This is a genomic window from Photobacterium makurazakiensis, from assembly GCF_050336715.1.
GTDB classification, from domain to species: Bacteria; Pseudomonadota; Gammaproteobacteria; order Enterobacterales; family Vibrionaceae; genus Photobacterium; species Photobacterium makurazakiensis.
The window spans coordinates 38,237-61,542 of the sequence record NZ_JAKJSJ010000041.1 but is presented as its reverse complement, the minus strand read 5'-3'; the positions used below and the strand labels follow the sequence as shown (position 1 = coordinate 61,542).

Annotated in this window: 10 protein-coding genes; 2 read left to right on the top strand and 8 right to left on the bottom strand. The window is 45.3% G+C overall.

The window, feature by feature from the left end:
• Positions 1–200: 200 nt before the first annotated feature.
• A complete protein-coding gene (locus tag L4D09_RS18320; protein WP_428458959.1) occupies positions 201–530 on the bottom strand; it encodes a helix-turn-helix transcriptional regulator in 330 nt (109 codons plus the stop codon).
• Positions 523–726, bottom strand: a complete 204-nt coding sequence (locus tag L4D09_RS18315; RefSeq protein WP_428458958.1) for a hypothetical protein — start codon at positions 724–726, stop codon at positions 523–525. Before L4D09_RS18315 ends, L4D09_RS18320 begins: the two co-directional genes overlap by 8 nt.
• Before the next feature lie 693 nt (positions 727–1,419).
• On the opposite strand from L4D09_RS18315, the gene L4D09_RS18310 reads away from it, so the two are divergent.
• Complete coding sequence (locus L4D09_RS18310) at positions 1,420–3,138, top strand: competence protein CoiA family protein (RefSeq protein ID WP_428458957.1); 1,719 nt, start codon at positions 1,420–1,422, stop codon at positions 3,136–3,138.
• Positions 3,139–3,210: 72 nt separating this feature from the next.
• Here the strand turns inward: L4D09_RS18310 and L4D09_RS18305 are convergent, their stop codons facing one another.
• Together L4D09_RS18305 and L4D09_RS18300 are read right to left on the bottom strand one after the other, a co-directional pair.
• Positions 3,211–3,711: a GNAT family N-acetyltransferase gene (locus tag L4D09_RS18305; RefSeq protein ID WP_428458965.1), complete on the bottom strand. Its 501-nt coding sequence runs from the start codon at positions 3,709–3,711 to the stop codon at positions 3,211–3,213.
• Positions 3,711–3,980, bottom strand: coding sequence for a type II toxin-antitoxin system TacA family antitoxin (locus L4D09_RS18300; RefSeq protein WP_428458956.1), 270 nt, complete (start codon positions 3,978–3,980; stop codon positions 3,711–3,713). The genes L4D09_RS18305 and L4D09_RS18300 overlap by 1 nt, the downstream gene beginning before the upstream one ends.
• Positions 3,981–4,431: 451 nt before the next feature.
• Here L4D09_RS18300 and L4D09_RS18295 point away from each other — a divergent pair, with 451 nt between their 5' ends.
• On the top strand, positions 4,432–4,845 hold the full coding sequence (locus tag L4D09_RS18295; protein WP_428458955.1) for a GFA family protein: 414 nt from the start codon (positions 4,432–4,434) through the stop codon (positions 4,843–4,845).
• A 663-nt stretch (positions 4,846–5,508) separates the two neighbouring features.
• Here the strand turns inward: L4D09_RS18295 and pfaD are convergent.
• From pfaD to L4D09_RS18275, 4 genes are read right to left on the bottom strand one after another with little or no spacing between them, the layout of a single operon-like run.
• On the bottom strand, positions 5,509–7,146 hold the full coding sequence (gene pfaD, locus L4D09_RS18290) for an eicosapentaenoate synthase subunit PfaD (RefSeq protein WP_428458954.1): 1,638 nt from the start codon (positions 7,144–7,146) through the stop codon (positions 5,509–5,511).
• A gap of 15 nt (positions 7,147–7,161) precedes the next feature.
• Positions 7,162–13,035 (bottom strand): hotdog fold thioesterase, encoded by a 5,874-nt coding sequence (locus L4D09_RS18285; RefSeq protein WP_428458953.1) that lies wholly within the window; start codon positions 13,033–13,035, stop codon positions 7,162–7,164.
• Positions 13,032–15,131, bottom strand: a complete 2,100-nt coding sequence (locus L4D09_RS18280) for a PfaB family protein (RefSeq protein WP_428458964.1) — start codon at positions 15,129–15,131, stop codon at positions 13,032–13,034. The genes L4D09_RS18285 and L4D09_RS18280 overlap by 4 nt, the downstream gene beginning before the upstream one ends.
• Before the next feature lie 26 nt (positions 15,132–15,157).
• Positions 15,158–22,972, bottom strand: coding sequence for a phosphopantetheine-binding protein (locus tag L4D09_RS18275; protein WP_428458952.1), 7,815 nt, complete (start codon positions 22,970–22,972; stop codon positions 15,158–15,160).
• Positions 22,973–23,306: the final 334 nt, after the last annotated feature.

The following is a 23,306-nucleotide window of genomic DNA, read 5'->3' as shown; positions in this document are numbered from 1 at the left end:
CTGATATGTATGTAATATTAAAATATCCTTTTATAAAGGGTAGTATTGGATTTATATTCTTAAATATTACAATCATTACTTTACAGCAGTACAATGTTGTTATATCCCTAATCATAAACCTTGTGGTTTTTATATTAAATGGGGATATATGTAAGGTGTTTAAACCGATAAAGGAAGCGACCCATCGGCCGATCTCAATTTCACCGCCCACAGCCACCAACACTATCTTTCCATTCTTCAACGGCTGTTCGTAACCATCTTAGTGGCATGAGTGTAACTGGGTCGGGGAAGCCTCGGTTTTGTCGCCACTTGTAGATTGTTGCTTTGCTGCTGACGTGGAACATTTCCAACACTTCCTTATGGCTGATCAGTTGTAGTGATGACAGTGCATCTAAGGTTGATATCGGTTCAGACGTTTCGGATGATTGCTCTTGATTATTATCAGATTTCAACTGTGACGGCGTCACGTTAATGTCTGATTTAACGCAGTAAGAGACATCAACAGTGGGGTAGTTAGTGTAATTATACATTTTTAGGCTCCTTATCTATCTCAAACCATGCGATCCCGCCGTCGGTTTCTATTTCACCGGTTGCTCCGCAGTCTAAACAGGTTACTTTGTCACCATCGTAAACCCACTCATCGTTGCCTTGAACGGTGGTAACTTCAATTTTGTTACCATTACAGCTGGCGCAGTTAAGCCACGATAGTCGTAACGTTTTACTCATCACTTATTCCTCTTGTTGGTGGCCAATAGGTAACCGAGATAAAACACAACGCATCCGGTGGAATAGATAAATGCAGGTAAATGATCCATCATGAAACCTCCGTTGCTATCGGTTGCAAAAGTGGGTCGAAAAGTCGGACTCGGTTAGTGGTATGCCAACAACGGGCATCGCCTTTGAATAAACCACCTTCTTTTAAATTAGCGCAGCCATTGGGAAGGGGTTCTCCACAGTATTTACAGTTACCCAACTTTTCTTTAACTACGGGAATGTCGGCATGAACGCGGTGAATTAATAACTGCAATGCTTCGGCTTGTTTGCACGGCGTACCTGGTAGAGAAAAGAAAGTACAAATCTCATAAAGGGTGTCGATTATCTGTTGAAGCAATCCCGAGCGTATTACAAATTTTGATGAGCAGAAGCCGCCAGTTCGTATGTTGATTATTATGATGTTGTGTCGTGGTTCCCGTATAGGTGAAACCCGCAAAGCACGATGGAGTATTATCAGCTTTACTTGTAAGCAGCGGCTTTGGCAAGTGAATGGGCATATTGGGTTCGTCGCTATGGGTTAGACAGACTAGTGGGGCTGGGTTTTTATACGCTAAGACTGAAATAAGTTGAGACATTTTACTCAAGCATCATATTAGAATTATCTGCACTCGATCGTTATCATGGCTGAAAGGTTTGATTTTGTGAATGATTGAGATGTTGATACCATTCGGGCTTAAAGAGAATCAAATATTTCATGTCGAAAGTGTTCCTAATGGTCTTGCATGCGGTTGCATTTGTCTGGAATGTCGGCAGCCTTTGATTGCAAAGAATCAGGGAGAGCGCAGGCGTCCCCATTTTTCGCACGCAAAAGATACTGAGTGTTATGATTATCATGCGATGACGTACTTACATCAGTACGCACAGCAGCTTATAGAGTCTGAGTGCAAGATAGTACTGCCAGAGTTTTCTCATACCCCTAAAATCAAGCTCAAAGATGGTTCATCTATAACAGGTGAGACATTTACAATTCCAGAGATAGAAACTTCATTAGATAATATCCAAAGTGAGTATTCATGGAATCAATTTAGAATCGATAGTTTTGCAACTTTAAAAGGGCGTTCTTTATTTATCGAGATCACGGTTTCTCATGATAATACACCTGAAAAAATTTCAGCCATAGAAAAAGCAGAACAGCCAGCAATTGAGATAGTTTTAACTAGCTTATATGGAACCGATGAGCTCTATGATGATAAAGCAATTCGTTCCGCCGTATTTAATTCTAAAAATGCTAAGTGGATACATCACCCCAGAGCGATGGAGTTCTTAAAGCCATTGTATGCAAAGCTTCAAGAGGAAGCTGACAGGTTGAATTATGAGATCATTCAACGTCAAAAGGCTGAACTAGCTAGGCAGCGAATTGAAGAAGAAAAAGAGAGGGTTCGATTAGAAAGGCGTGAAGAAGCTAAACAACAACTACGTTCAAAACTTGATGCAGATCTATCATGGTTAAATAGCTTATCTAGTGGATGGATAAATGAATATGAAAACTCTAAGCGTAAGCTAGTTCCCTTATTACCTAAATGGGTTGATCTAGAAACTGTAGATTGTCTAATCGGAATAAGGATCGATGGATATTGGATCTTCAATTGTTGTTGTGAACATTGGCAGGCGCTCATTCTCAGTTTTTTGTATAAAAATGGGATGGATAGAGCGTTTAATGCTAACGATGTGAAAAAGTTTGTTGTGAAGTTTGCTGGTATAAATGAGCATATGAACCGTCTAAACATTGCACAGTATGAAGCTAGGCAAAAAGCTTTAGCTAAAGGCTCACAATCAAACTGGAGAGGAGCCTGGTATTTAACATGGGAGGAAAACGAAAGGATAATCTCTCCCTATTATGCCGTTTTAAGTTATTTGGAGCATTTAGTGGCTTGTGATGTTCTTAGTCGTAGCAGAGACTTAAAGTCTTTTTACTTAAAAGATCACAAACTGAATGACTATGAGTTAAGAATTAATTCTGAACCTCAAGCGGAAGAGGAGAGAAAAAGGTTACGAGAGGAGCGTGCAATGTTATTGATTGAAGATCAAGAGCGCTTAGATAGAGAGCAAAGAGAGTTGATTGAGCGGCGTAAGGTGCTAACAAAAGAGCTTCAACAAAAGCGAATCGTAGCTATGATAGAAGCGGATAAACTTGTTTTTCAAGAACATGATGGTGAAGGTTTAAGGTGTAATAGATGTTACTTTATCTCCCCTAACTCTACTTTAATTCGGGATGCTGAGTCTGAGTGTCCTAAATGTGGACAAGTTAGTAAATTACAACCTGAGAAGATTACAAAAGAGTACATAGAAACAGCGATTCATAGATATCGATGTAGTGTATGGCCGAGAAAGAGTTTAGAGTTATTACCTGAATGTGATTTTTGAATATATGTTCTATGATGACATTTAATAATGTAGTGGTACGGTGAGTTTGGTCACTTAGTTAGAGGTGATATCTTAATCGCCAATGCTCGCTCTTACATCTGCAATCGTGATAAACAGTTTGTTTTCAGAATCTTGAAATGCAGTGAATCCATATTTTTCGTAAAAGTCTTCTGCACCATCTTTAGCGTCAACGATAACAACAGGGAATGCTACAGTTTCACTGGCCATAAGCAACTTTCGAAGCGCATCAATAAGCAACCATTCGCCATAGCCATTACCTTTGTATCGTTGATCAACTGCAAGCCTTGCGATTAAGCCGCCAGAGCTGGCATTATGATGCTTCTTTTGTAGTTTCGCTGGTAGTGATGTTAAATCCATTAGTGTCATAGTAAGCGTGTAATAGCCGACAACATGCTCGGTACAGTCTACATCCTCAAGTACAAATGTACGGGTGTTATCTTTCTTGGCTTGTTGACTCGCCATGATTTTCAAATAATTGTTTAGAGCATCAATACCACAATCAAAACGATGACGGGCATGCTTAGTTTTGTCTAATTGTACCGTCTTCATTATTACGTTTTTTCCTTGTAACGAGCTGCCGCCTGCTGCAGTCGCGCATTAGGTTTAGCTGGTTCGTCAAGAGCATCCATGAGCATCATGGCATCACGTTGACTTAGTTTAAGTGCTCGTTCACGTTCCATAATCTGTTTCGCTTTTTCAACAGCGGCACTAAGAACAAATGAGTTAATACTAGACATGCCAGCGATAGCAGTGGCTTGTGATAGTAATTCTTGGGTATCAATGTCTACACGGGCAGTGATACGTGGTAGTGCAGTAGCCATACAAACCTCCATTGAGTGTCAAAGTGGCACATTTAAAGTATGGCATGGTTGCTACTGATTGGCAATTGTTGTGTCACTTTGGCACGCGGATAACAATGCTATCAAGGTGATGCGTTACACTCGGCGGTTTTGGTATGGAGTCCGGTGCGCTTGGCTGCTTCAGTGGGGCACACCTAATTGCAGGCGTTATACGTTTCCCAGACATCATATTAATGCTTAAAGGATATTGTGTAGAATACGGACTCATCTAAACATCATATACGTGAATTTTAAATGGACAAAATTACAGAAAAAGCGGTCAATACGGTTGTTGAAAAATACAATCCGCATGCTGTGATTATTTATGGGTTGGCTTGTTTGTTTACGTAGTATTCTTGGGTTTCGTGTCGGGCAACTTATGGCGGCGTTAGTTAATATTAAGGTTCACACACATTTAAAGGTTGGAGGATCTATGAAAGGTAAAGGAAAGTGTCTATGTGGCTCTGTTAAGTTGGAAGTAGAGTATGCCAGTAACGAATTGGCGGCCTGTCATTGTAGTATGTGTAGAAATTGGTCTGGCGGCCCAATGTTAGCCATTGATTGCGCTGATTCAGTTAAAATATCAGGTGAATCAAATGTTGTTAGGTATCAGTCATCAGAGTGGGCGGAAAGAGGTTTCTGCGGTAAATGTGGTACACATTTATTTTACTTTTTAGTGCCAAGTAATCAGTATCACCTTCCTGTTGGGTTATTGATGTCGGAGGATGACTACAAGCTAACTTATCAAATATTCATTGATGAAAAGCCAGAATATTACGAGTTTAAAAATGAAACGAAAAATATGACTGGTGCGGAAGTTTTTGCCCACTTTGAAAGTGGAGAGTAAGCAGCTAGCAAAGCGTTAGCTGTATATAGTCATCAAGGGAGTTCCTCGCCAGTAAAGCTATAGAATTTACCTATGTCAGAAGGTTGGACTTTAGTGATTAGCTTGAATAGTTGCTGGCACACATAATCAGCGATGAATAGTTTTTCTGGGGGTACGTTCTTTTGAAAAGGCTGTGATAGGGCGTGTCAGTAGTACCGGGGTGAAATGCTAAAACACAGCAGTTAGGTAATTTGAACTTCCACTCAATACCTATGGTTTTGATTGCCATATTCAGTGCTGCTTTTGAACAACGATAGCTAATCCATCCTCCGATTTAGTTATCTTCGATACTCCCGATACTCCCGATACTCACGGACAGTGAAATAAAATAAGTTTGTTGCTTGGCCTTTAGGTGAGCTGAAAAGTGTTTTGCTAGTAATAGCGTAGCTAAGGTGTTTGAACTCAAGTTCTGGTTAAAGAACTCAGGTGTAAATTCATTGACTGACCTTTCAGGCTTATGGGCATTGTCGTGTAGAAAACCTGTCGTGTTAATCTACATGTCGAGATTCGAAACTCGACGGTTGCTAGTTGGAAACTAAGGTCAAACAAAAAGCCCAGAAACATCATTGTTTCTGGGCTTTATTATTTAAAACGGATTTAATTAAGCTTGCACTTAAGTAGCGGTTAAATCATTTTTTCAATCGGTTTCCAACGAGCAACATCGGCTGGTAGCTTAATGCCTTGCGAAGCCAGCAGGTTAATCCGAGCTAAATAAGCGGCGCCGTGCATAAGGTGTTTTGCAACATCAGCAGCTTGGCGGTTTGCATAATCATCTAAATAGCTACCTTTCGCCCATGCATTGAACGCACCAAGAGCAGGGCCCGCCCAGATTTGATAGTCCATTTCACGACCCGCTTCACCGGTGTTTGACCAACGGCTGGAAAGACCAAGATACCAACGGAAAATCAATGCCATCTTACGTTTAGGGTTGCCTTCGGCTCGAGTAATCTGCTTTGGATCGCGCTCGTTAAAGTGCGCAACTGTGCCAGCCCAAATGTCATCGAGTGTAGAGCGGAAGACCTGAGTCTCCAGCTTATGGCGCTCGTCTGCAGGGATCGATTCAATAGAATCATAGCGAGTGTAAATTTCATAAAGCTTATTCGCCCGCATAGGGAAGAGCGTACCGCGTTTAACAACTTGTAATTTAACACCCATTTCAAACATGTCGGCAGCGGGTGCCATGGTGACGTCGGCCATTTCAGTGGTCGAAAGCAGTTTACGAGTATGCTCACTCGCGCCCGCTTCAATACATGCTTGGTTGACAGAACCTGTGACAATGTAAGCTGCACCCATATTAAAGGCTGCGAGTGCCGCATCGGGTGTGCCAACACCGCCGCCAGTACCGACACGAAGCGGTGTCTTGTATTGGTATTTCGCTTGAATCTCTTCTTTTAGTGCCAAGATGGTTGGTAATAACGTCACCAGAGGGCGGTTATCGGTATGACCACCCGAATCCGCTTCAGCGGTAATATCGTCAGCCATAGGAACGAGCTGTGCTAATTCCATTTGTTCTGGTGTGATTCGACCTTCATCCACCAAACCTTGCAGCATTTTAGCAGGTGCAGGTTCCATGAATTTGCTCGCCACTTCGGTACGGCTTACTTTAGCGATAACTTTGTTAGCAATAACAATATCGCCTTTTTGATCTCGGCTTAGGCCAGCAGCGCGGTATTGTACAATTTGCGGTGTTAGGCCTAAGAACGCAGATGCCTCTACAGTACGTACTTTATGTTTTAGGAATAGCTCAACGCTGCCACGCTCAAGTGCTGGTTCGCTTGGACTGTGGATCAAGTTAAACGCGTAAGGGCCGTTAGGCAGCGCTGCTTGAATACGGTTGATCGCTTGTTCTACACGTGAAGGGATGAGCCCCGCAGCGCCAAATGAACAAAGGATGCCAGCCTGGCCGAGAGCAATGACTAGTTCCTCAGAAGAAATACCGTTTGCCATTGCACCTGCGTAGTAGGCATATTTCACGCCATGTACACGACAAAAATCACTGTCACCAAGGCTTTGTGTGCCAAGTGCTGGCGCAAATGCACTGACTGGGTGTGTACTGTTAGCGCTTGCGCTATCACCAGAGGTCAGTTCTGCCTCTTGGCTTACCCCAAGCCCTTTTTCAGGGTGATTGATGACGTAGCAGCCACGGCTCAGATCTTTTAATACTTTAGCCATTGCTTCGGTATTGAATTGAGTAGCACTTTCTTCAACTTGCCATGGCCAAGGAGAAAGCTTTTCGTTATTTAGGGTTGTTTGCGTTGTCATGTTCTAATCCTTAACTCAAGCTTCTTCGATACAAATAGCGATGTCTTTTACTTCGTAAATGCGTAGGCCGTCTTTACTCAAGTTGGCGTCACCAATAATAATGCGCTTACCGTCTTCATCTTTAATTGCTGTGATGTGTACATCGAGCGACATTTGCTTGTTCAGTGGGTTGATTTGACCACGGTATTTCCATTTCACTTCCGATTGGATTTGACCAAATTTAGGTGAGCGGAAACCAGCACCAAGATCTTTGTTTAGGGCGTAGGTCTGCATTAGCTCAATTATCGCCTCAACACCTAATGAACCTGGCATAACAGGATCTTGATGGAAGTGGAACTGGAAGAACCAATCACTTGGGTCGATAGTGCGCTCAGCGTATAAGTAACCTAAGCCTTCTTTACCGCCATCACTGGTGATTTGCACGGTATCAATGAAGTTCAAGCGACCGCCAGCAAGCTGGTAGTGCGGTTGTTTCTCACCGGTTGCAGAGGTTGGTGCGTTGAAGTAACGGCTCGTTTTATCAAGCAAGTCAATCGTCACATCTGGCGTACGATTATTATCAACATGCCAAGGGTGGGTAACTTTACCGTTATCAAGGCCAAGTTGATCTTTCAGTGCCGCGCCTTTGAAGTAACCAAATACCGCAGTACCTTGATAGAAAGGAACACCATCTGTACTTAGCTCAAAACTGAAGCTCTGAACGATGTTGGTGCCCATCATAACGGTTGAAAGCAGGCGAGAATCATTAACGATGGTTTTACCGCGTAAATCAACCTTGCGTAGCATCTTGCCGCTTCCATCAAGGTTACGGAAGAATAGCTCTTCACCAGGGAAGCCAAGGGTTGTGCCCATGTAACCAGAAATGAAGCCGTTTGGTTGCAGAGATATCTCCATCAATACCGAATAAGGCATCAATGTTTGATGGCTGTTCTCGTCAAAGTACCATGCGTTTTCAGGCACTTCGTATTCTGCAATACATGATGATGGTGTTTTGAAATCACCACGTGTGCCATTAACTTCAATAACGCGAGTTGTTAGCTGCAAATCACCACATGGAGTACGAGGTGGGATCATACCGCGGTAAATTGAGAAGTCAGGGCCGAAACACTTTTCAATATCACCCGTCGCAAATTCAAACATGTGGTACGGCGTAAACGGTACTGTGTCTGGGGTGCGATTTGGGTAATCAGGCGTAATCGGTGCTTCTACGTGTTGTAGCGGGATCACACCTTTATTGGTCGCGGTTGCTAAATCGGGGATTTGCGCCATCAACGGGGCATTCGCCGATGCTGCTTTACTCACATTCGCTTCCGGTGTGCCTGTAACTTCAACGTCAAGTGCTACTTCAACTTGTGCTGGCGAATCTTCGACAACGTAATCTGATGAGCCAAGGTAACGCGTACATTCCTCTTCTTCACGGATCATCACACCAAGATTTTGGAAGTCCACCACGACTTTGCCATCAAGCAGTATATCGATATTGGCTTTGGCATATGGGCGAGGGCTCAAACCAATTTCTGTCACTTCCATACGGTAAGTTAATACCGCAGATTGTGGCAGTACTTGACCACGGCAGCGTACTTTTTGTGGCGCGTTTTCAAGCGGCTGGAATCGACCATTTTGTACTTGGGTGTGCATACCTAGGTACATCATGTAGAACTGGAGTAATTGACCACAGCCTTCTGCCATCAATGAGCCCGCCATCACGGAATCATCTTTGAAGTGACAAGGGAAGTACCAGTGTTCAGGCTCTAGTTGTTTATGACCTTCTATCAAGCCAAGTCCCCACGCGCCACCTTGTGGTTCAACGCGGCTTACTTGCTCAATCATCATGAATTTTTCAGAACTAAAGCACAATGAAGGTTGATGGCGATCAGAGATATGACTGTCACCAAAACAACCTGCAATGTTGGCGCTTAGCAAGTTATGCAGCGTGTGGTAGTCGAACTGTGTTTTCTGGCAATGCAGTAACGGGTTAAAGTGCTGCTTCATTGCTAGGTTACGCGCTTTAATTTCGTCTTCAGTGCGGATAACGCCTTTACCGTCAGCAAGTTCTTCATCGGTAAAGAAACCTGCACAGCCGTTGTCCATTTTCAGGATCATCTTATCGCCAACAAAACATTCGTACGAGAAGAAGAACAGCAAAGTATCGCCATTACGGGCGAAGTGATTAATCGAGATGTCGTAACGTAGTGTGTCTCCACCGCGCGGTAAATCACCAAGGAAGGTCAGGGTACAATCGAGCAGGCGGTATACACGCTCGCCTTTGTTTTCAAAGTCGATACCTAAGTAGCTGATCAGCATTAAATCACACTGACCTGACTCAACGGCAACTGCCCAAGGAATTTGTCCATCAACTAAGTAAGGCGCATCGACAGGAATGTCATATTCCGTTGTCATGGTACTTGGTTTGTATTCCAGCATAGTCGCGTCAAGTTTAGTAACACGAGAAACCAAGAGGTAATCCGTGGTTGGCAGCCTTACGCGGCGTGAGTAGTTATCGATAATGGCGTAATCAGGGCCAAAGACATTAGCAATATCACCTTCAGCATATTCAACCAAATCATCGTAATCCCAAATACATGGTTTACGAATAGGTTTTACTGGTGCTGCGTAAGCGTTAACTGGCTCGACGGCTGGTGTTGTTGCATTGGCAAATGTCGATGCAGGCACGGGCTGTGGGTTATAGCCCGCTTCCATTTGTGCTGTCACTTCATTGAGCTGTGCTTTTAGTAAAGCATCAGCCATTTTCAACCCTTGCTCACGATTTTGTAAGAAGGCTTGGTGAACTTGTTGAGCCAGTTGTTGGTTCTCGATAAATGCCGCTTGCTGCGATGATGCAGGGCTGTTTGTCTGAGTGTTCTGGCTGTTATTAGCGGATAGGACGTTGGTCATATTGCTTGGAATTCCTGTAATCGGCGCTTGGCGTGTTGTGGCCAAAATCGGGGATACGGATGGTTGTGAATGCTGCTGTGTCTGCTGCTGTAGCGGCATGACTTGCTGAGGTGTTGGCTCTGGCAGCGAAGGCGCTATAGGGTTGAACACTGGCTTATGCGGTTTAATTCGCGGTGCAGTATTGGCCACTTTTTGTTGGATAGACGCTATCTCTGCGAGTTCGCCAGTGACTATGTGTTGGTAGATGTCACGGCCACCAAGTGTTACTTGCTTGATGAGCTGGCGTTTATTGTCGTTTGCCAGTTCATTGCTTAGGCGAGTGTTTAACGCTTGCGTTTCGGCTTGCGACTGCGAAACGAGCAGTTGCGAACATTGGTTTTCACTCACACTGGTAACAATGGCTGCTTTGGTCGGCTCGTGCGTTGCTGTGTGATTTAATGTAATTAAACCATGCAGTAAGCTCGCCATGCCTGAAGCGGCAAAGCTATGACCTAAACGTTGATTGGCGTATGTTGGCTTAACGGTGTGCAGTGGTAACTGTAATACCTCAGTGCTGTCTGGGGCTTGGTTAATTTCCAATACCTTGATGGCAGAGACTGGTACACCCGTCGATGTTAACAAGCGGTCAGTGACAGTGTGACTTTGACTGGTAGCACTAAAGCCTGATGCTGTGATTTCACCGTATGAGTGCGAGCCAGAGTTAGAACTTGCATCTGTCAGTACGACAGCGCCAGCACCTTCACCGACGTGCCAACCTGAATCTTGTACTGTGTTGGCAATAGGGCGAATGCTGTTTTTCAAGATCACTTGCTCAGCACTGCCACTTAAATCAACCGCGGCAATTACAACAGCATCAAGCGATTCTTGGCTCATGAGGTTTTCAGCTACATCAATACAACGCGCGACAGATTGCTCGGCAGCAGAAATGGTGAAAGCAGGGCCGTTAAAATCCCATAGGGAAGCAATACGCGACGCCATGATGTTGCCGATGAAGCTGGTGTACTGGTTCAGCTTGGCTGCATCCAACACACTGTCCATTGCAATGGCTTCAAGTGATTCATATTCTGATTCCGTCAGCGTAACGCCCATGTTCGCAAGGCTGTCAGCAAGCTGAGTATGCAGGTTTACGCGTCCACGGAACTGATGCATTTCAAGCTCAGTTTCCATTGCAACAAGTACGGCGACTTTCTGGCCAGATGCTAACTTGGCATCACGAATGGCTTCATCGGCGACTTTCATCAACAAGAGTTGTTGTGAAATTAAGCGATCATCTTCGTTTGGCGGCACTTTAAAGCGTAAGAAATCCAATTCAAACTGATCGATATAAGCGCCATGTGGGATAGTCGGTAGACCAAACTGGCTTAATAGCTCAGGGTGTTGGTCTAAACCTTTCCAGCGTTTCTTCGGTAAGGCAACAAATGCATTTTCATTATGTTGAATCGCATGGCTAAGGGCATTAATGGTTTTTAATGATCCGAAGTGCGAAGCAAGACCTGTCACTTTTAGTGCTGTTGAATGACGCGGTAATGAATTGGCTTCCGAAACTGCCGTTTTCTCCGCTGAGCCTGTTGTTGAGCGTGTTGTCGACTGTGAGTCTGAATAGGCTTCAAGTAACAGGTGAGCATTACAGCCACCAAAACCAAATACTGAAACGCCAGCACGACGTTCAGGATTGCCTGCTTTATCTGGCCAAGGTTGTACTTGGGTTGGCAGTGTTTGAGCACCAAATAAACCTTCGGGTGATGACAGAGGCTCTGACAGGTTAATACTTGGTGGGAGTACTCCTTCTTTCATTGCAAAGATCATTTTCATGATCCCCGGCATGCCAGCGGCGGTGAGTAAGTGACCTAAATTTGATTTCGCTGAACCAATCAAAGGCACTTGGCTACCGTTGAGTTTGTCAGCAAAGAAACGCTCCATTGAGGTTAACTCAACTTTGTCACCCAAAGGGGTGCCTGTTGCGTGACACTCAATCACTTCAATACTTTCTGGTGACAAGTTTGTGGCTTCATAAGCGCGCTCAAAGGCTTGTACCTGACCTTTGCTATTTGGGCTTAACACAAACTGACCACGACCATCATTCGATAGGCCAATGCCACTGACAACAGCATAAATATGGTCGCCATCGCGCTCGGCGTCTTCAAGGCGTTTCAGTACTAAAACACCAGCACCTTCACCTGCGAATAAGCCTTTACTGTTGCTATCAAAAGGAACAGAAACACCGTGATCTGGGTAGGCGTGGAAAATTGAGAAACCCATATTGATGAAAAATGGGTCAGCGCCAGAAACTGCACCCGCCAGCATCATGTCGGCTTTGCCTGTACTGAGGTAATCACAAGCCAGTTTTAAAGAATAAACTGAACTAGCACAAGCCGCATCTAGACTGAGTTGGGCACGACCAAGGCCAAGTGCATCAGCCACAATTTTTGATGCGTTGTGTGCAGCAGCACCATTGGCAGTATTTAAAACGTGCGGCTGTTCGTTTGATGGCAACAATGAAAACTGTGGGTTAGCCAGTTTGTCTTGTAGCGCTTTCTCTACGGCTGAGTGATAGAGCGGCAGGAACAAATCATTTGAATGCGTTGTCGGGAATGATAACGCCCCCATGATAACGCCAGTACGTTCAAGTACATCGGCATCAAGTGTAATGCCAGCGTCTAATAGAGCCTTACGGCTGGTATCTAGCGCCCATAAGAAGCTATCGTCTAAGCCATTGAAATAATCAGTGGGTAAACGGTAGCCATTAGGGTCAAAGGCGAAGTTTTCGATGTAGCCGCCTTTATCACAGTAAAAGCGGTCTGATTCACCTTGTTGGCCTTGATAAGCGTCTGGGTTTGCACCTAGCTTTTCAGGACGTAATGTTGTGCGCGAATCTTTTTTATCCAGCAGATTGTTCCAAAAATCCTTTGGTGTATCGGCATCGGGATACTGATTGGCGAGGCCAACAATTGCGATTTTTGCCGCCTTGTTAGCCGAATGGTGTTGAGAACTCATACTGGCTCTCCTTGTGTCTGAGCTGAAGATTGAGCATCTGAAGCGGCGAGTTGGTGGACAAGACCGTCAACTAATGGCGAAATAGATAAAGGCACCTGCTGGGTGATTAACTGAGCGATGCATTTCAATAAGGTTTGAATGTCATCACCGCCTTTAGCATTCGTTGCCACAGCAAGGCTATCTGTCACTTTATCTGCACGATTGATCTTATCGATTAAGGTGCTGGTTTGGCGGTCAGCGCCTAACTCGATGAACAAGCGCGCGCCGTGTTCACGCGATGCACGAATGAGCGAAGTAAAATCAAGCGTTGAACAAAAGGTATCGGCAATAGATGTCGCAATACTTTGTCTATCTATATTCACTGGCTGATTAGCGTTTTGTGGCAGTAACTCTGCAGCGCTAATAAAACGAATATGGTGCGGGAGCACATCGCATAACGGCTGACTATAAAAATCAGTGACTTGAGCATGCTGGCTTAAAGCCGGTGTAGTATGCATAGCCGTCACACGATTAGAGGCAATACCACGTTTACCCAGTTGCTTGAGTAGGGCACGGCAGCTTTGTTCGCAGCCCGCAAGGATGCAAGTATCACCTTGGATAATGGCAAGGTAAGCACGAGGGAACTCAGGTAACAAAGCTTCGATTGCCGCGGGTTCACTGCGGACAAGGAAGCTGTTCCATGTAATTTCTTCGTCTTGATTGAGTTGCCATACCTCACGTACTGCCGTTAATTCCCCCGATATTGCGGTGGTGAAAATCGGGCTCGTTTGGGTCATCTCAATCAAAGCATGAGGATTACGCCACACGCCTAAGCTGGCCCACATAGAGGCTTCACCTTTGGAATAACCCAGTGCAAAGTCAGGCTTGACCGAAAAAGAATCACACAGTAGTTGAGTCAGTATGTAACTGCTTCCAACACCTGCAATAGCAAGCTCACTAAGTGTCATCTCTTGGGAGGAATTCTCAGCCTTTTCATTGCTAGTCGCGTAGGTTTTATCCGCTTGCAGCATTTCCTTGAGATTACCTTCACGCTCTAAACGAGCGTAAAGCTCTGGGAAATACTGGTAAAAATCACGCAGCATGCCCGGGTAGACTGTGCCTACTCCTGGGTAAACAAAGGCGACTTTACCTCGGCTATCAGGTGCTGGCGAGAAGTAGCTACCCGCAGGGGTTTTATAGTCGGTTTGCTCTGAAATGACGTTGGGTAACACCTTTGTTAGCGCGCTGATTTCTAACAATACAGCAGCTGCTGAAGCGCCTTGCAACACAATGGTTAATTGCGATGCTGGTGGCTGTGTTGCTTTTCGTTGTGTTGCTTTTCGTTGTGTAGCTGGCGATTGTGCTTGAAAGCGTACTAAGTTTTGATGCATTAATTCAATTAAAGCGGCTGAACTTAATACTGAATCAGAGCCTAAGTTTTGGCTGAGCTCAGTGATCTTTATTGATAGTTCCGCGAGCTTGGTTGATAGCTCAGTCTCTGAATTTCCCGTAATAATGAAAAATAAACGAGATGTATCGAGCAGCGGTTTCGCTTCTTTTAAGCCTGTTGCTTGGGTTAAAACCAGGCTAGTGCTGCTTGCTTGGTTTTCAGTAAAGGAGAGGTTTTCAGCAGTAAAGCTCAAACTAGCAACCCGTGCTCTGTTTGGTTCAGTAAACCAATACTGGCAATCACCACCATCGACTTGCTTATGTCTAGGTTGCTGACGTCGTGCTGAGATGTCATCAATAAGTTGGTACAGCGCTGAAAATTGCTCCGTCGCTGTTGATGCGGTAGATGCTTGCTTGATGCTAACGTCATCAGGTTGACGACGTGATTGCTCAATGGCAAGCGGTAAACTTGCCGCTAAGCCTGATAAGTAAGCATGTGGGTGGATACGATTTTGAGCGGCGGTTAAGCCAGGCATTAACACAATCGAACGACCCGACTGAGAGGTTAATGTCACCGCTTTACCTTGGTTAACTACCTGAATAGCAGTATTCAGTGTGGCAGTAAAATCGTCAGAAAGTTTGATGTTTTCAATCATTAATGACGAAGGTAAAAGGTTGGCAGAAAGCCCAGCGCGAGGCTGGGCTAAAAGAGCGATGCGCAATGGCATCGCTTTATTAATAGAAGAGTCAGCCACTATGACAGAAGCTCCTTTTCTGATTGGTTTTTCACCAAAAATGCCTCATTGAGGGTTTTGCTGATGGTCACTTTAGCCCCTTTCATTACGGCACTTAGGCGTCCATCTTGGTGGTATAACGCAATATTGGCTTGTAACGAACGGGCAGTGCTTTTAATCACTTCCAGTTCAATCCAACCGCAGTCACCAGGCTGCATTGGTGCATACGAAACAAACTCACCAATAGCAGATGGCAGGCTTGCAGAACCATATCTCAATCTTGCCCATACCAACATCGCTTGTAGTAAGCAGTCTTCCGCGAACGGTTGACTACCACCAGCATGTTGCGTTGGAATAAACGCACCACAATCGGTATCAGAGATATCGGGTAACTGGCATTTAGCCACTAAACCGTGATCGTCAAAACGTGTTACAGATTGAATACCTTGCAAGCGAGGCCCATGAAATAGGGTGCCATTGCTGTATAAGTCATTCGCAGTGGTTACAGGTTTTGCTGAATCGGCAGTAAACGTTTTATTGCTGTTTCGTTCTGCATACTCACTATCAAGAACAAGTTGTGCCTGATACTGAGGGCGACCGTTGCAGCTAATTAACGCTTTCCACTCTTCTGTCACTTTGGCATCAGGTGAAATATTCAATGTGAGTGTTTGCACATCATCATTTTCAAAAATCACACCTTTAAGCAGCTTGTAGTTGCGAACGCTAACGTTCACCCCTAACAATTGCTGTGCTGCTTCACGCATCCATTGAATGGCACATACCGTTGGCAACACAGGGTTGCCAGCGATACAGTGATCCTTGATGAAAGGCATCGCTTTCGGGTCAAGGTCGCGTGTTACAGTGATGCTTGTATTCAGCGGACTCTGTGCTAACTGCATAGACTCCGCATTAGGCTTTTTTACAGCATTCTCCTTGTTATCAGCACCTTGCATACTTGTGCCGACAAGCAATTGAATACCTGTTTCATTTAGTAGTTGGTTGCTGAATAGATCGGCACCGGCTTGTAGTGGAATAACGTACACACCACGATCAGTGAACATCTTCTTAAGTGCTGGATTTACCATGCCACCATCCCAAGGCCCCCAGTTGAAGCTCATAACTTTCGCTTCAGGATGACGGGCAGAGAATTGCAGCGCTACTTTGTTCAAAATGTCGTTAGACATTGCGTAGTCACTTTGGCCGATATTGCCGTAGAAACTTGCCGCCGATGAGAACATAGCGACTAGTTTTAGTTTGCTGTTATCAATCGCGTTAAGTACTGCTTTTAAACCACCCACTTTGGTGCCGTAAACAAGATTTAACTCATCTAGGGTTTTATCTTGGATATGTTTATCAGCAAGCACTCCCGCGCCGTGGATCAAGCCAGTAATACCGTCGATTTTCGACAGTGTATTGGCCACAGACTCACTGTTAGATACATCAAGGCTGATGTATTCAGCACTTGCACCAACGGCTTTAAATGCAGAAAGAGCAGTGTTAATTTCGAGGCTACTTAATACTGGACGAAGTAGGGCATCGACTTTCCTTGGTGTTGGCTTATCACCTAATGATTGAAGGTGGCTAATTGCCGCTGACTTCAATTCATTGTCTTCCTTACCTTGAACCCATTCTGGCAATTCTGATGCAGTAATGTGTTTACTACGACCAGCAAGAATGAAGTGTGATTGGCATTGTTTGGCCAGTGAGAGTGCACACTCAAACGTCACGCCTTTAGCGCCACCAGTAACGAGAACTTTGTCGTTTTTGGTTAGCTTAGCCGCTGCGTTTTTGGTCGCAGCTTGGCCTGTTTCAACAGCAATCAAAGTCGAGCGAACTGTGTTTTCATCTACCAAGTTAAAGCCAACTTCTACTGCTTGAGTATTAATATCGAATAACTCAGCGTAGATAGCTTCTGCAAGGTGACGAGCATCCAATACTGGCGCTGCATCAATTGCACGGCAGAATACATTTTGCCACTCATGGCTTAGGGTTTTAGTTAAACCAGCAAGTGCCGCTTGGTTGAGTTCTGCTGTTGCTAGTTGTGCTGCATCCGCATAACCAAAACCACCATCAATACGACTTACGGTGAAGAACACGCGACGGCTTGTTGAGTTTGAATTGTTTAATTGGCTGTTAAGTAATTTGGCAAATAAGAACGCAACGTCGATATTGGCCTTTGCATCATCATTTAGGGCAATACTTGTTGTGTCATTTGCTTCTGAGTGCGGTTGAAGGTGAATAAAACCAGCAATCTCTTGCTGTTCTTTTTCGATATCAGCAATAACAGCTGTGATGCCTGCATCATCAATACTTGCTAAGTTGTAGCTTTTGATTTCAGTGCTTAGCGGTGATGCGGGAGATAGTGGACTGCGAACAACAGCGACTTGTAAGCCGTTTGCCGTTAATTTCTCTGCTAGAACACCAGCGTTGTGGCCGTCATCGGTGATCACAACACATGCATTTTGAGCGAAACAGTCTGATAGTTTATCTACCGCTGGTAACTTTTTTAGCGCTACCTCGTTATGAGGAGGAAAATCGGCGCTTGCTGTTGCAATCGATGCAGTTTCAGTCGCGACTGGTGCTGATGCGTTAGTAATAGGCGCTTCAGCCGTAAGCTTACTTTGCATATAGGTAACGATTTCACCGAGTGTACGGCACTCAGCGAGATCTTCTGGATTCAGCTCTGGCAGTGAAGGCAATTGGTCTTGCACTGTCCCTAGAATTTCAACGCGCTTGATAGAGTCGATACCAAGGTCAGCTTCCATATCCATAGCAAGGTCAAGCATTTCTGCAGGGTAACCCGTTTTATCAGCTACAACCTCTAGCATGGTGCTTTGCACGTGTGCGGCATCTAAACCGCTAGATGCGATTGTTGGAGTAGCTACTGGCGCATCAGCCGTTGTTACTGACGAAGCAGCAGGTAGTTTACTGTTCATGTAATCCACGATTTCGCCAAGCGTACGGCACTCAGCTAAATCTTCTGGATTAAGCTCTGGCAGTGTTGGCAACTGATCTTGTACTGTCCCTAGAATTTCAACGCGCTTGATAGAGTCGATACCAAGGTCAGCTTCCATGTCCATTGCAAGGTCTAGCATTTCAGTTGGGTAGCCGGTTTTATCCGCTACAACGTCAAGCATGGTTGTTTGCACTTGCGCGGCATCTAAACCGCTAGATGCGGCTACAGGAGCAACTGTTGCAGATGCTGTTGTTACCGATGAAGGACCAGAAACAGCAGGTAATTTGCTATTCATGTAATCAACGATTTCGCCAAGCGTACGGCACTCAGCTAAGTCTTCTGGATTCAGCTCTGGCAGTGAAGGCAATTGGTCTTGCACTGTCCCTAGAATTTCAACGCGCTTGATAGAGTCGATACCAAGATCTGCTTCCATGTCCATTGCAAGGTCTAGCATTTCAGTTGGGTAGCCTGTTTTATCCGCTACAACCTCTAGCATAGTGGTTTGCACTTGCGCGGCATCTAAACCGCTAGATGCGGTTGTTGAAGCGACTGTTGAAGCAGCAACTGGCGCAGCCGCAACATTTGCCACAGACACAGGAGCAGAAACAGCAGCTAGCTTACTATTCATGTAATCAACGATTTCACCAAGTGTACGACACTCAGCTAAATCTTCTGGGTTTAGCTCTGGCAGTGTTGGCAGTTGGTCTTGCACTGTTCCAAGAATTTCAACGCGCTTGATAGAGTCGATACCAAGGTCTGCTTCCATATCCATTTCTAGATCAAGCATTTCAGTTGGGTAACCGGTTTTATCCGCTACAACCTCTAGCATGGTGTTTTGTACTTGCTCGGCGCCTAAGCTGCTAGCGCTTTGAGCTGGTGCCGCTTGAACCGGCGCTGCCGTTGTAGCAGATGCTGGCATTTTGCTATTCATATAGCTAACAATTTCAGCAAGTGTGCGGCACTCAGCCAGATCTTCAGGGTTCAGTTCTGGCAGGTTAGGTAGTTCGTCTTGAACTGTGCCTAAAATCTCAACGCGCTTGATAGAATCGATGCCTAGATCGGCTTCCATATCCATTTCTAGATCAAGCATTTCAGTTGGGTAGCCCGTTTTCTCAGCAACAACATCGAGCATTACTTTTTCAGGGTTTGCAGCGGGTGCTGATACCGTGATTTGTGGTGCAGCCGCTGATTGCATGGTGGCAGATAGCGACGGTGCTTGAGCAGGTGCTACCGTTTGTTGAGCAGCAGGTTTTGGTGCTTTAGGCTTTGGCACAACTGCTTTAGGTGTTAGTGCTGCTGAAGCTGCAACTGTGTTTACTTTCGGTTCAGCTTTAACAACTGGCGCAGACGCTGCTTGTATAGAGATTGCTGGCGCTGTGATTGTCTGAGTTTGAACCACAGGCTGAGCTGTAGCGACTGCTTGTACAGGCGCTTGAGCTGGAACGCGTGCAACTGGTTGTGCTGATACCATACCTAATGCTGCATTGTTGCTGTTTGCTTGCAGTGCAAGGTAGTTAGCGTGTGCTTTTAAAGTATCTGCTTGATGCTGGTGGAAGAGTTCCATTGAGCGCTGTAGGCTCTCTGGAATGGCAATGCCGGCAGCCGCCATTTTCGCTTGCTCTGTCATGAGTGCCGCGAAGGTATCGCCGTACTGCTGAGGGATTGCAAGGAATTGCTGATGAAGCTCAGCAGCTTGTTGTTGAGCGGTGAAGAATGCCGTTAATGAGTCATCACTTGCTGAAGTAATTGCTGATGTAGTGGCAGGCGTTGTTGCTTGCTGCTGTGCTGGCATGTGTGTTGGCGGTACAGTGACAGGTGCTGAGTTTACAGCTGTATCTGCTACTGGAACAGGCACCTGCACTTCGCGGATTTCGGTTTTAATGATTTCTTTTTCCACAATCTTCTCTACCACTTTTTCAACTTCAACAATTTCAGTGAGTGGGGCAATTGCGCCAGTTTCTAACGATTTCGCCATTTTCTTGCGAGTAGCATCACTGATGTAGTTGGTTGCATGAAGCTTAATGTTCATTGGCGATGCAGCTGCTGGTGCTGCAATTTCCGCTTGGTAAGGGTCAATCGTATTTAACGAGACACCAGCAACGGCTAGTTGTACTGCGGCTAAACGTAACTGCTGATCGCTGTCACCTTTAGGGTTTGGGTTTAGGCTGATGGTGCATAGCTCATCAGACTTAGCTTGCAGTGTTTTCTCAACCAGTTTTTGCAAAATATTCTTCGGCCCGAACTCAACGAATACACGTGCACCTGCTTGATACATGGCTTCTAATTGAGTGCTGAAACGAACTGATTGCAGCATGTGCTGTTTGAAGGCTTTTTTAATCGCTTTGCCATCTTTCTTATGCAGTTCACCTGTTGCATTTGAATACAAAGGTAAAGCAGGTGCAGTGAACGATGCTTTATCGATTGCAGCTGCAAATGGCTTTTGGGCGTGAGCAACCAAAGGCGTGTGGAATGCGCCCGAAACAGGCAGTGAAATCGCTTTGAATCCTTGCTCTGTCAATGCTTTTGCTGCTTGCTGTGCGCCAACTGTTGGGCCTGCAATCACAAGCTGACTTGGTGCATTGTAGTTCGCAATGCTGACGCCTTCGAAGGTACTGATACACTTTTCAACATCGGCAAGCTTATCGGCATCAAGGATAACGGCGTACATAGTGCCGCTATCGCCTTCAGCAGGCTTAGCTGCCATCGCATTACCGCGCTCAAAAGCGAGCTTGTAGTAATCGTCTTGCGAAATAACACCTGATGCGCATAAAGCACTGAGTTCACCAAAGCTGTGGCCAGCAACCATGTCGGCTTTAAAACCTGCTTGTGTCATTAAGTCGAATTGACCCATAGACATCACACCGATTGCGCTTTGTGCGTTGGCGGTATTGGTAAGTGTCGCTTCTTGAGCTGCCACATCTTCTTTGTTGAAGGCTGGAACAGGGAATAGCACTTGAGAAAGAACGGTTTTCTTGTTCTGACCAAACACCTGATCGGCATTAGCTAACTGGTTACGCATTTCAGGGTAGTAGCATGCTAGTTCACGGCCCATATTCAGGTATTGTGAACCTTGACCGGCAAATAATGCTGCCACCTTGCCAGTTTGCTTGCCACCAACCAGTGCTGAAGCACGGTAGCTAGTACCGTTTGGCAGTTGCCATTGCGTTGTATCTTGTTTTTCTAGCTGTGATAAGGCTTGAGTCAGTAATGTTTGTAGCTCATCGACGGATTTCGCCACTAAGCCTAAACGCGCATCACCCGCTGCAATTTCACGTAGGCCATGTGTTTTAGCTAACGCAGTCAGTGCTGTGTCATCCGTTTGAACAAGTTTGATGTGTTCTTTGAGGTCAGCAATCAGGGCATCACGAGTTGGTGCATTAAACAGGAGTGTTTGAGCAACTTCACGTTGGCGGTATTGATCGTCACGTTGGTGTTCAGAAGTGTACTCTTCAAGCACGACGTGGAAGTTTGTGCCACCAAAGCCGAAAGAGCTGATACCCGCACGACGTGGTGTACCGTCAATACGTTGCATCCAAGGACGCATTTCTGTGTTGAGGTAGAAAGGCGAGTCTTCGATATTTAGTTTCGGGTTTGGCTTAGAAACATTAATTGTTGGCGGCAGTACTTTGTGGTGAAGGGCTAGGGCAGCTTTGATTAAACCCGCTGTACCTGCTGTTGATTTAGTATGACCAATTTGAGACTTCACAGAGCCTAATGCAATATGCTGCTTTTGGTCATTACCTTCACTAAAGACAGAATTCAAACCGTTGAATTCTGCAACATCACCCGCTGCTGTACCTGTTCCGTGAGCTTCTAATAAGCCCAGCGTTTGAGGTGCAAAGCCTGCATCATCGTAAGCGCGTTTCAGCGCTTTAGCTTGGCCTTCAGGGCGCGGCGCATAAATACTTTTGAATTTACCGTCAGATGATGCGCCAACACCTTTGATTACCGAGTAAATACGGTCGCCATCACGCTCTGCATCTTCAAGTCGTTTCAACGCGACCATACCGATGCCTTCACCAATCATCATACCTTTTGAATCGATATCAAAAGGTTGGATAGTTTCGTTAGTGGTGAAAGCCGGAGTTTTTGAAAAGCTCATGTACATAGTTGGTGAGTTATCGGTACACACACCACCTGTGATCATCATTTCACTGCGACCGTCAACAAGCTCACCTAACGCCATGCGAAGTGCTGCAAGCGAGCCTGCACATGCCGCATCAACCACGCAGTTAATACCACCTAAATCAAAGCGGTTCGCAATACGACCTGCAATAACGTTACCGAGCGAGCCTGGGAACGAGTTTTCTTCCCAATGGATGTACTGATCTTGGAACTTTTTGATCAGCATTTCGCTGTCTTGCTCGTTGATGCCGCTGCTAGCGAAGACTTTCTTCAGAACAGGGTATTGCAAACGTGCATTTAGGCTTTGGCTGATTTTTTGTCCGCCACCTACACCTAAAGTAATACCAATTTTATCGCGGTCGTAACCTTCAGGCAGTTTTGCATCGGCTAATACTTCTTTTGCCACAATCAGAGATAGCAGCTGTGACGTATCGGTTAGTTCGAGAATATTTGGCGGAAGACCAAACTCCATAGGGTTGAAATCGACTTCTGGGATGAAGCCGCCACGTTTACAGTAAGACTTATCTGGCGTGCTTTTGTTTGCATCGTAATAGTCTTCAGGGCGCCAGTGCGTGTCTGGAACTTCTGTAATCGCATCAATTTTTTCACTAATCAAATCCCAGAACTTATTTAAGTAACGAGAGTTAGCAAAAATGCTCGCCATGCCAACAATAGCAACAGGCATGTCTTTTAAGCGTTTATTGAGTCGCTGATTTTCTTGCGATTCAGATGTGGTTTTTTGGGGTTGGCTCATTATGAGTCTCCGCTCAGCACTGAGGTAAGCACGAAGATGCGCTTATAAAAAAATAAGTAGAGGCAGGATAGTGCCAAGATGAAGAGTGAGTAGACAACTGCATGTTAAAACGCAGGTGTTTTATCAATTTGACAAGGCAATGTTGTCTGGTAATCCATAGTGCTCGTATCCATTACTATCCTGTAGAGCAGCAGCGTTATGCACCTTGTGGAATTTAGATTCCACTGCAATGTTTATCGCTGAATCAGTCAATGGTTGAGCAGCCTACCCGAGGCGGGTAGTGGTTACAATCGCCTGAGTAAGAGGTTGGATCTCTTCAGACCAGTTCAGATTT

Bases quoted from the DNA above. Each gene is read 5' to 3' on its own strand.
- L4D09_RS18320 (WP_428458959.1), bottom strand. From the start codon at position 530: ATGTATAATTACACTAACTACCCCACTGTTGATGTCTCTTACTGCGTT.
- L4D09_RS18315 (WP_428458958.1), bottom strand. From the start codon at position 726: ATGAGTAAAACGTTACGACTATCGTGGCTTAACTGCGCCAGCTGTAAT.
- L4D09_RS18310 (WP_428458957.1), top strand. From the start codon at position 1,420: ATGATTGAGATGTTGATACCATTCGGGCTTAAAGAGAATCAAATATTT.
- L4D09_RS18300 (WP_428458956.1), bottom strand. From the start codon at position 3,980: ATGGCTACTGCACTACCACGTATCACTGCCCGTGTAGACATTGATACC.
- L4D09_RS18295 (WP_428458955.1), top strand. From the start codon at position 4,432: ATGAAAGGTAAAGGAAAGTGTCTATGTGGCTCTGTTAAGTTGGAAGTA.
- pfaD (WP_428458954.1), bottom strand. From the start codon at position 7,146: ATGACAACGCAAACAACCCTAAATAACGAAAAGCTTTCTCCTTGGCCA.
- L4D09_RS18285 (WP_428458953.1), bottom strand. From the start codon at position 13,035: ATGAGTTCTCAACACCATTCGGCTAACAAGGCGGCAAAAATCGCAATT.
- L4D09_RS18280 (WP_428458964.1), bottom strand. From the start codon at position 15,131: ATGCCATTGCGCATCGCTCTTTTAGCCCAGCCTCGCGCTGGGCTTTCT.
- L4D09_RS18275 (WP_428458952.1), bottom strand. From the start codon at position 22,972: ATGAGCCAACCCCAAAAAACCACATCTGAATCGCAAGAAAATCAGCGA.